Below are 8130 nucleotides of genomic sequence, written 5' to 3'. Positions count from 1 at the left end.
CCGGGCCGCTTCTCCTTCAACGTCAAGGGCGGCCGCTGCGAGGCCTGCCAGGGCGACGGCGTCATCAAGATCGAGATGCACTTCCTGCCCGATGTCTACGTCACCTGCGACGTCTGCCACGGCAAGCGCTACAATCGCGAGACGCTCGACGTGCTGTTCAAGGGCAAGTCGATCGCCGACGTGCTCGACATGACGGTCGAGGAAGGCGTCGACTTCTTCTCGGCGGTGCCGGGCGTGCGCGACAAGCTGGAGACGCTGAAGCAGGTCGGCCTCGGCTACATCCATATCGGCCAGCAGGCGACGACTTTGTCGGGCGGCGAGGCGCAGCGCATCAAGCTCGCCAAGGAACTGTCGCGCAAGGCGACCGGCAAGACGCTCTACATCCTCGACGAGCCGACCACCGGTCTGCACTTCCACGATGTCGCCAAGCTGCTCGAAGTGCTGCACGAGTTGGTCGACCAGGGCAACACGGTGGTGGTGATCGAGCACAATCTCGAAGTGATCAAGACCGCCGACTGGGTGCTGGACCTCGGCCCCGAAGGCGGCGACGGCGGCGGCGAGCTGGTCGCGTCGGGCACGCCGGAAGCGATCGTACGCGAGAAGCGCAGCTACACAGGCCAGTTCCTCAAGGAGCTGCTGGAGCGGCGCCCCGGGGGCAAACGCGAAGCGGCGGAGTGATGGCAAACGGTCTCGTCTCCGTCGAAAGCCGTTTCGGCGTGACCGAGACCATCGACCGTCTGGCCGAGACCGTCACAGGCGCCGGACTGCGGGTTTTCGCCCGCATCGACCATGCCGCCGGCGCGCGCGAGATCGGTGCCGTGCTTCGTCCAACCGAATTGCTGATCTTCGGCCATCCGAAGGGTGGCACACCCTTGATGCAGGGCCGGCAGCTTGCGGGCATCGACCTGCCGATCAAGGCGCTGGCCTGGGAGGACGAGCAAGGCAAGGTCTGGCTGTCCTACAACAACCCACACTGGCTGGCAGAGCGCCACGGCCTCGGCGATGCAAGCCGCGACGCCGTCGCAGCCATAGCTGCCGGGATGCAGAAGGTTGTCGCGGCCGCTGCCGGAGTAGACCAATCATGAGACTGGCCCGCCTCGACGATCTCGCCGCCGTCGTCGCGCTGACTGCGGATGCCTATGCGCCTTACACGCCCATCTTCGGCGGGCCGCCGGTCCCGGTCACCGAGGATTACATACCGCGGATCGAGCGCGGCGAGGTCTGGCTGCTGGAAGAAGGCGCCGACCTTGGAGGACTGATCGTCCTCGAACGTCATCCCGACCACGCCATGATCTTCAGCGTCGCCGTCGCGCCGGCTTTCCAAGGCAGGAAGCTCGGGATCGGATTGCTGAACTTCGCCGATCAGCAGGCGCGGTCATGGGGCGTGCCGGAGGTGCGGCTCTACACCAATTCGCGCATGGAGCGGAACATCGCGCTCTATGCGGCCTACGGCTATCGCGAAACGGGTCGCCGCGCCAATCCATACCGGCCAGGATGGACCCTGGTCGATATGGTGAAGCCGGTCGACGAGGCGGCCTAACCACATTTTGAACGGAGGAGGAAGACGATGACTGCCCAAGGAACAATCCGCGCCGGCATGGGCGGCTGGACTTTCGAGCCTTGGGATACTTCCTTCTATCCGGAGAAGCTCGCCAAGGCCAAGCAGCTGCACTACGCCACCCGGCAGGTGCCGAGCATCGAGGTCAACGGCACCTATTATTCCAGCTTCAAGGAACCGACTTTCGTCAAGTGGGCGAAAGAGGCCCCTGACGGCTTCGTCTATTCGCTGAAGGGCAACCGCTTCGTCACCAACCGCCGCGTGCTCGGCGAAGCGGGCGAATCGATGATGCGCTTTCTCGGCTCCGGCGTCGCCGCGCTCGGCGAGAAGCTCGGCCCGATTCTGTGGCAGTTCGCGCCGACCAAGAAATTCGACGCGGACGATTTCGAAGCTTTCCTGAAACTGCTGCCTGAAAAGCAGGACGGCGTGCCTCTGCGTCACGCAGTCGAAGTGCGGCACGACAGTTTTGTTGTGCCCGAATTCCCGGCGCTCGCCCGAAAATACAACGCCGCGATCGTCTATGCCGACCACGCAAAATATCCGGCGATCGCCGATATAACCGGCGACTTCGTCTATGCGCGGCTGCAGACCGGCAGCGACGACAACCCCGACTGCTACACGCCGAAAGGCCTGGACGAATGGGCGGGACGCGTGAAGACATGGGCGCATGGCAAGCAACCCGCCGACCTGCCGCGCGCCGATCCCAAGACCGATGCGCCGGTCAAGCCGCGCGACGTGTTCGCCTACTTCATCACCGAAGGCAAGGTGCGCGCACCTTTCGGCGCCATGGCGCTGATGAAGCGGGTGACCGATTGAAGGGGCGAGCTCCGTCGGAACTTACGAGGCATCTTGACCGTTTTGTCTTTCTCGCCGGGAGCCGGTTTTCACAGCGGTTGAGCTTTCGCGGAACAATGGCCCAGGCTCCGGTATCGGGGGAGCCCGAAGAAAGCGAGGTGATATGGCTGTCATCCTCATCGGGGCATTGCTCATTGTCGCCGGCATCGTGTACATGGCAGGCGCGGTCCTCAGGCGCGGGAAACTCAGCGATCCGGCACCTGCAGCCTCGGATCGCCCGATGCCAAACCTTACAACGCCTGGCCCGACGCTTGAGCCACGCCGGCGCGGCCTCGGTTTCCTCGGCCTTTCACAGAACTGGCCAGGTCTGCTGATGATGGGCGTCGGCATCATCCTGCTGTTGTTGGTGGCGGTCCTCTGACGCCGCGGAATGATGGCATCTTCACCGCTATCGTAACGTAATCGATACTTCCTTGCTGCACTAATGCATCTACGTCAGGTTGCAGAAGCCCGGCGCCGGCAAGGACGCGTGAATGCTGCTCGACTACAATTCATTGCTGCTTGCCGTCGGCTTTTCGGCCGCTTGCCTCGGCCTCACGCTGTTCGGGACATGGCTGACCGCCCGTTCCGACAAGTTCCTGCTGACCTGGGCGATTAGCGTGCTGGTCGTGGTGGCCGAAGTCTTTGTCTACGAGGCATACATCGAGAGACCCGGAACGGCCCTTGGCGTGCTGACGTTGGCGCTGCTCTTGCTCGGCTTCTCGGTCATGCTGGGCGCTGCCCACCAGTTCAGGACCAGCCGCTCGCCCTTGCCGCTCATCGCGCTTGGCGTCAGCATGTCCTATGCTCTCGCGCTGCCGCCCATGGCGCTCGGCTATGACGGGCTGGGCTTCATGCTGGAAAACGCTCTGGCCGCGCTGTTGCTGTTCGGCACCGCATATCAATATTGGCGCGGTCGCGCGGAGGCGCCCGTCCATCTCATCGGCGTAGCGCTGCTCTATTCGCTGACCGCTGTGTCCTTCGTGCTGTGCGCCGCCGTGCTGGCATGGGACGGCAGGCTGGTTCTCGGCCACGCGCCGAGCAATTGGGCTGAGGATCTGAGCCTCGTCATCGTCATCGCCTCCATGACCGGTATCGGCGCATTGTCGCTGGCGCTCAACCAGGGGCGGCTCGCGCGCCACCATCGGCGCGAAGCGCACACCGATGCCTTGACCGGCCTTCTCAACCGCCGTGCCCTCTTCGACCTGCACGGCAAGATACCGGTCGGTGCCTTCACGGCTGTCGTGGTTTTTGATCTCGACGGCTTCAAGGCGATCAACGACCAGTACGGTCACGCCGCGGGAGACGAAGTGTTGAAGGTTTTTGCCGAAGTGCTCTCCGCCGACCTGCGCCCGAGCGACTCCGTCGCCCGCATGGGTGGCGAGGAATTCGCCATGGTGTTGAAGCGCACCTTGCCCGAGACGGCCGAGGCGACGGCCGAACGCGTCCGGGCCGCGTTCGCCGGGCGCACGGTCGAGACCGAGACCGGACCGCTGCGCTGCACGGTCAGCGCCGGCTTCGCATTTGGCAGCACGGATGGCATGAGCTTCGACAAAGTGCTCAGCGCCGCCGACAAGGCGCTCTATGCCGCCAAGCGCGGCGGCCGCAACCGCGTCCTGGATTTTCGCCGCGCCGGCTGAGTTTTACCGCCGCGTGCAAACTCTCAATGATGTGAGATCACTTCGTTGAAGGCGTCGAGATCGACGTAGAAAACCTTGGTGATCTCATCCAGGAGATGATCTTCGTCATAGCCTTGCGACATCAGGATGTTGATCGCGGTCATGATGTCGACGCGCTCGGTGAGGCGCCGCTTTTGGTAGTCCTCGACAAAACGTTCCATCGCCGTCCCCTGGCAAGATTCTTTTTGGACGCATTGACCGACAATCACTGCGGGGAAAGCTAGGTGGATTGGCTTGCGTGGAACTTGCGGGCGGAATCCGCGCCTTCCCCCTCATTCGCGACTGATACGGAAAGCGGCCGACTCACCAAGGCCAAGAAAAGACTAGCATGCGGTATTCAACGCGCCAGAGCTGGGCCTGGCCAGCGGAGAGAAATACTGGGGTTGCTGCCGCCTCGCGATGTCGACCGAAGTCGAGCAAACGATTTTAGACTGTCAGAAACTTCCGCACATCCGCCCGGTCGAGGTCTTCCGCGGGACCGGTATGCACGATCTGGCCCCGATCCATGATGTTGACCTCGTCGGCAAGTTCCCGGCAGAAGTCGAGATATTGCTCGACCAGAAGCACGGCAATCCCCGCCTGGTCGCGGAGATACCGGATGGCGCGGCCGATATCCTTGATGATCGAGGGCTGGATGCCTTCGGTCGGCTCGTCGAGCACCAGGAGCTTGGGCCGCATCACCAGCGCGCGCCCGATGGCGAGCTGCTGCTGCTGGCCGCCGGACAGGTCGCCGCCGCGCCGCGACAGCATCTGCTTCAGCACCGGAAACAGCTCGAAGACATAGGCCGGAATGTTGCGGTCGGCGCGCGGCAGCGGCGCGAAGCCGGACTCCAGATTTTCACGCACCGTCAGCAGCGGAAAGACTTCCCTGCCCTGCGGCACGAATGCGATGCCCGACCGGGCGCGGTCATACGCCGCGCTCCGGTCGAGCGCCTTCCCCTCGAAGGCAACGCTTCCGCTCGTCAGCCGGTGATGGCCGACGATCGATCTCATCAAACTGGTCTTGCCGACGCCGTTGCGGCCGAGCACGCAGGTGATCTTGCCGGCGCCGGCTTTCAGCGAAACGCCGCGCAGCGCTTGGGCGGCGCCGTAATGCAGCGTGGCATTGGAGACCTCGAGCATGATCAGCCCCTTCTCCAGCGCTTCAGGAGAGCGAAATCGAAACGGTGGAAGGGAACCCGCCAGACCATGCTCACCGCCCCAGATAGACTTCGACGACGCGCTCGTCGGACGAAACGAAATCGAGCGTGCCTTCCGACAGCACCGAGCCCTCGTGCAGGCAGGTGACCTTGACGCCGAGCTCGCGCACGAAATGCATGTCGTGCTCGACGACGATCACCGAATGGTCGCGGGCAATATCCTTGAGCAGCCGCGCGGTCTCCTCGGTCTCGGCATCGGTCATGCCGGCGACCGGCTCATCGACGAGCAAAAGCTTTGGGTCCTGCGCCAGGAGCATGCCGATCTCCAGCCATTGCTTCTGGCCATGGCTGAGGTTGGCGGCGAGCTCGCCGCGCTTGTCGCCGAGACGGATGATGCCAAGGATATCGTCGATGCGCCGCGTCTCGGCCGCCGAACGGCGATGGAACAGCGCGGGGAAGATCGAGCGCGGCCCTTTTAGCGCCAGCATGAGATTGTCCTCGACGCTGTGGCTCTCGAAGACCGTCGGCTTCTGGAACTTGCGCCCGATGCCCATCATGGCGATCTCGGCCTCGTCGTGCCGGGTGAGATCGACCTCGCCGTCGAAGAACACTTCGCCCTCGTCCGGCCGCGTCTTGCCGGTGACGATATCCATCATCGTCGTCTTGCCGGCGCCGTTCGGTCCGATGATGGCGCGCATCTCGCCCTTGTCGAGCACCAGCGACAGCCTGTTGATGGCGCGAAAGCCATCGAAGGAAACCGAGACGCCGTCGAGATAAAGGATGGTGTTCGACTTGCTCATGATCGTTCACTCCGCCGGCTGCGGCTCGGCGCCGCTGGCAGACCAGGCGCCGGGCATCGTCGCCGCCGAGCGCACGATCTTCGGCTCCGGCGCCTGCGGATCGGCGCCGGCCTCCGCCGCAAGCGAGGCCGCTCGCAGCGCCGTCGCCCTGCCGCGCCAGCCGTCCCACATGCCGACGATGCCCTTGGGCAAAAGCAGGGTGACGGCGACGAACAGCCCGCCAAGCGCGAACAGCCAGAATTCCGGCAGCACGCCCGTGAACCAGGATTTGCCGGCGTTGACGAGGAGCGCGCCGAGGATCGGGCCGATAATGGTGCCGCGCCCGCCGACAGCGGTCCAGATCACCACTTCGATCGAGTTGGACGGCTCGAATTCGCCGGGATTGATGATGCCGACCTGCGGCACGTAGAGCGCGCCGGCGATGCCGGCCATGATGGCCGAGACCGTGAAGGCGAACAGCTTGACGTTCTCGGCCCGCCAGCCGAGGAAACGGGTGCGGCTTTCGGCGTCGCGCACCGCCATCAGGAGCTTGCCGTATTTGGAGCGCACGATTGCAGCGGTGACGAAGACGGCAAGCGCCAGCGTCACGGCGCTGGCCGCAAACAGGCCCGAGCGCGTGGCGTCGGCCTGCACGCTGAAGCCGAGTATATCCTTGAAATCGGTCAGGCCGTTGTTGCCGCCGAAGCCCATGTCGTTGCGGAAGAAGGCGAGCAGCAGCGCATAAGTCATCGCCTGGGTGATGATCGAAAGATAGACGCCGGTGACGCGGCTGCGGAAGGCGAACCAGCCGAAGACGAAGGCGAGCAGGCCGGGTACGGCCAGCACCATGAGCGCCGCGAACCAGAAATGATCGAAGCCGTACCAGAACCAAGGCAGCTGCTTATAGTTCAGGAACACCATGAAGTCCGGCAGGATCGGATTGCCGTAGACGCCGCGCGAACCGATCTGGCGCATCAGATACATGCCCATCGCATAGCCGCCGAGCGCGAAAAAGGCGCCGTGGCCGAGCGAGAGGATGCCGCAATAGCCCCAGACTAGGTCGAGCGCGAGCGCGAGCAGCGCGTAGCAGAGATATTTGCCAACCAACGCCACGATGTAAGGCGGGATGTGGAAGGCGCTTTGCGGCGAGACCGCCAGGTTGAGCAGGGGCACGATGATCGCGGCGGCCAGCAGGACGAAGATGGCAATGCCGATGCGGCGATCGGCGGAAAGGAAGCGCTGCGCGATCATGCTTCCACCGCCCTGCCCTTCAGCGCGAACAGGCCGCGCGGGCGCTTCTGGATGAACAGGATGATCAGCACCAGGACGACGATCTTGCCGAGCACCGCGCCGGCATAGGGCTCGAGGAACTTGTTGACGATGCCGAGCGAGAAGGCGCCGACCAGCGTCCCCCACAGATTGCCGACGCCGCCGAAGACCACGACCATGAAACTGTCGATGATGTAGCCGCGGCCGAGATTGGGCGAGACATTGTCGATCTGGCTGAGCGCCACGCCCGCGATCCCGGCGATGCCCGAGCCTAACGCAAAGGTCAGCGCGTCGACCCATGGCGTCCTGATGCCCATCGAGGCAGCCATGCGCCGGTTGGCGGTGACGGCGCGCATCTGCAGCCCCCAGGCCGTGCGCTTCATGACGTAGAGCAGCACACCGAACACGGCGAGCGCGAACACCAGGATCCACAGCCGGTTCCAGGTGATGGCCAGCTGGCCGACATCGAACGAACCCGACATCCAGGACGGATTGCCGACCTCCTGGTTGGTCGGCCCGAAGATGGTGCGCACCGCCTGCTGCAGGACCAGCGAGACGCCCCAGGTGGCCAGAAGCGTTTCCAGCGGGCGGCCATAGAGGAAGCGGATGATGCCGCGTTCGATTGCAAGGCCGACCAGCCCCGCGACAAGGAAGGCGAGCGGCAGCGCGATCACCAGCGACCAGTCGAACAGGCTGGGGAACGAGGTGCGGATGACTTGCTGGACGACGAAGGTGGTGTAAGCGCCGAGCATCACCATCTCGCCATGCGCCATGTTGATGACGCCCATGACGCCGAAGGTGATGGCAAGCCCGATCGCCGCAAGCAGCAGCACCGATCCCAGCGAAATGCCGTACCAGATGTTCTGGCCGGC

At 64.1% G+C, this 8130-nt stretch carries 11 protein-coding genes; 6 read left to right on the top strand and 5 right to left on the bottom strand.

Annotation, left to right across the window (positions count from 1 at the left end; translation table 11 throughout):
* From FJ980_RS28370 to FJ980_RS28345, 6 genes are all read left to right on the top strand, one after another.
* On the top strand, positions 1 to 678 hold a 678-nt coding region (locus FJ980_RS28370; RefSeq protein ID WP_140546963.1), incomplete at its 5' end, for an ATP-binding cassette domain-containing protein.
* The gene (locus FJ980_RS28365; protein WP_181181325.1) at positions 678 to 1085 is read left to right on the top strand and encodes a DUF302 domain-containing protein; all 408 of its coding nucleotides are present in this window, start codon (positions 678 to 680) and stop codon (positions 1083 to 1085) included. The genes FJ980_RS28370 and FJ980_RS28365, both read left to right, overlap by 1 nt.
* Positions 1082 to 1540, top strand: a complete 459-nt coding sequence (locus tag FJ980_RS28360) for a GNAT family N-acetyltransferase (RefSeq protein WP_140546961.1) — start codon at positions 1082 to 1084, stop codon at positions 1538 to 1540. The genes FJ980_RS28365 and FJ980_RS28360 overlap by 4 nt, the downstream gene beginning before the upstream one ends.
* 27 nt (positions 1541 to 1567) lie before the next feature.
* Entirely contained in the window at positions 1568 to 2374 is an 807-nt protein-coding gene (locus FJ980_RS28355; RefSeq protein ID WP_140546960.1) for a DUF72 domain-containing protein, read from the top strand.
* Positions 2375 to 2516: 142 nt separating this feature from the next.
* On the top strand, positions 2517 to 2774 hold the full coding sequence (locus FJ980_RS28350; protein WP_140546959.1) for a hypothetical protein: 258 nt from the start codon (positions 2517 to 2519) through the stop codon (positions 2772 to 2774).
* A gap of 112 nt (positions 2775 to 2886) precedes the next feature.
* Positions 2887 to 4032, top strand: coding sequence for a GGDEF domain-containing protein (locus FJ980_RS28345; protein ID WP_140546958.1), 1146 nt, complete (start codon positions 2887 to 2889; stop codon positions 4030 to 4032).
* Between the two features lie 23 nt (positions 4033 to 4055).
* On the opposite strand, the gene FJ980_RS28340 is transcribed toward FJ980_RS28345, so the two are convergent.
* The 5 genes from FJ980_RS28340 to urtB form a co-directional block, all read right to left on the bottom strand.
* Positions 4056 to 4232, bottom strand: a complete 177-nt coding sequence (locus tag FJ980_RS28340; protein WP_095765283.1) for a hypothetical protein — start codon at positions 4230 to 4232, stop codon at positions 4056 to 4058.
* A gap of 265 nt (positions 4233 to 4497) precedes the next feature.
* The gene (gene urtE, locus FJ980_RS28335; RefSeq protein WP_140546957.1) at positions 4498 to 5193 is read right to left on the bottom strand and encodes an urea ABC transporter ATP-binding subunit UrtE; all 696 of its coding nucleotides are present in this window, start codon (positions 5191 to 5193) and stop codon (positions 4498 to 4500) included.
* Positions 5194 to 5263: 70 nt separating this feature from the next.
* Positions 5264 to 6010: an urea ABC transporter ATP-binding protein UrtD gene (gene urtD / locus FJ980_RS28330; RefSeq protein ID WP_140546956.1), complete on the bottom strand. Its 747-nt coding sequence runs from the start codon at positions 6008 to 6010 to the stop codon at positions 5264 to 5266.
* 6 nt (positions 6011 to 6016) lie between these two features.
* Positions 6017 to 7240, bottom strand: a complete 1224-nt coding sequence (urtC, locus tag FJ980_RS28325; protein WP_140546955.1) for an urea ABC transporter permease subunit UrtC — start codon at positions 7238 to 7240, stop codon at positions 6017 to 6019.
* Positions 7237 to 8130 (bottom strand): urea ABC transporter permease subunit UrtB (urtB, locus tag FJ980_RS28320; protein WP_140546954.1); only part of this gene is annotated, 894 nt, incomplete at its 5' end. The genes urtB and urtC, both read right to left, overlap by 4 nt.

The sequence above is a fragment of the Mesorhizobium sp. B1-1-5 genome, from assembly GCF_006443065.1.
GTDB lineage: Bacteria > Pseudomonadota > Alphaproteobacteria > Rhizobiales > Rhizobiaceae > Mesorhizobium.
This window is presented reverse-complemented; position numbering and strand designations above follow the sequence as displayed.

Coding starts and splice junctions, on each gene's coding strand:
- FJ980_RS28365 (WP_181181325.1), top strand. CDS start 678: ATGGCAAACGGTCTCGTCTCCGTCGAAAGCCGTTTCGGCGTGACCGAG.
- FJ980_RS28360 (WP_140546961.1), top strand. CDS start 1,082: ATGAGACTGGCCCGCCTCGACGATCTCGCCGCCGTCGTCGCGCTGACT.
- FJ980_RS28355 (WP_140546960.1), top strand. CDS start 1,568: ATGACTGCCCAAGGAACAATCCGCGCCGGCATGGGCGGCTGGACTTTC.
- FJ980_RS28350 (WP_140546959.1), top strand. CDS start 2,517: ATGGCTGTCATCCTCATCGGGGCATTGCTCATTGTCGCCGGCATCGTG.
- FJ980_RS28345 (WP_140546958.1), top strand. CDS start 2,887: ATGCTGCTCGACTACAATTCATTGCTGCTTGCCGTCGGCTTTTCGGCC.
- FJ980_RS28340 (WP_095765283.1), bottom strand. CDS start 4,232: ATGGAACGTTTTGTCGAGGACTACCAAAAGCGGCGCCTCACCGAGCGC.
- urtE (WP_140546957.1), bottom strand. CDS start 5,193: ATGCTCGAGGTCTCCAATGCCACGCTGCATTACGGCGCCGCCCAAGCG.
- urtD (WP_140546956.1), bottom strand. CDS start 6,010: ATGAGCAAGTCGAACACCATCCTTTATCTCGACGGCGTCTCGGTTTCC.
- urtC (WP_140546955.1), bottom strand. CDS start 7,240: ATGATCGCGCAGCGCTTCCTTTCCGCCGATCGCCGCATCGGCATTGCC.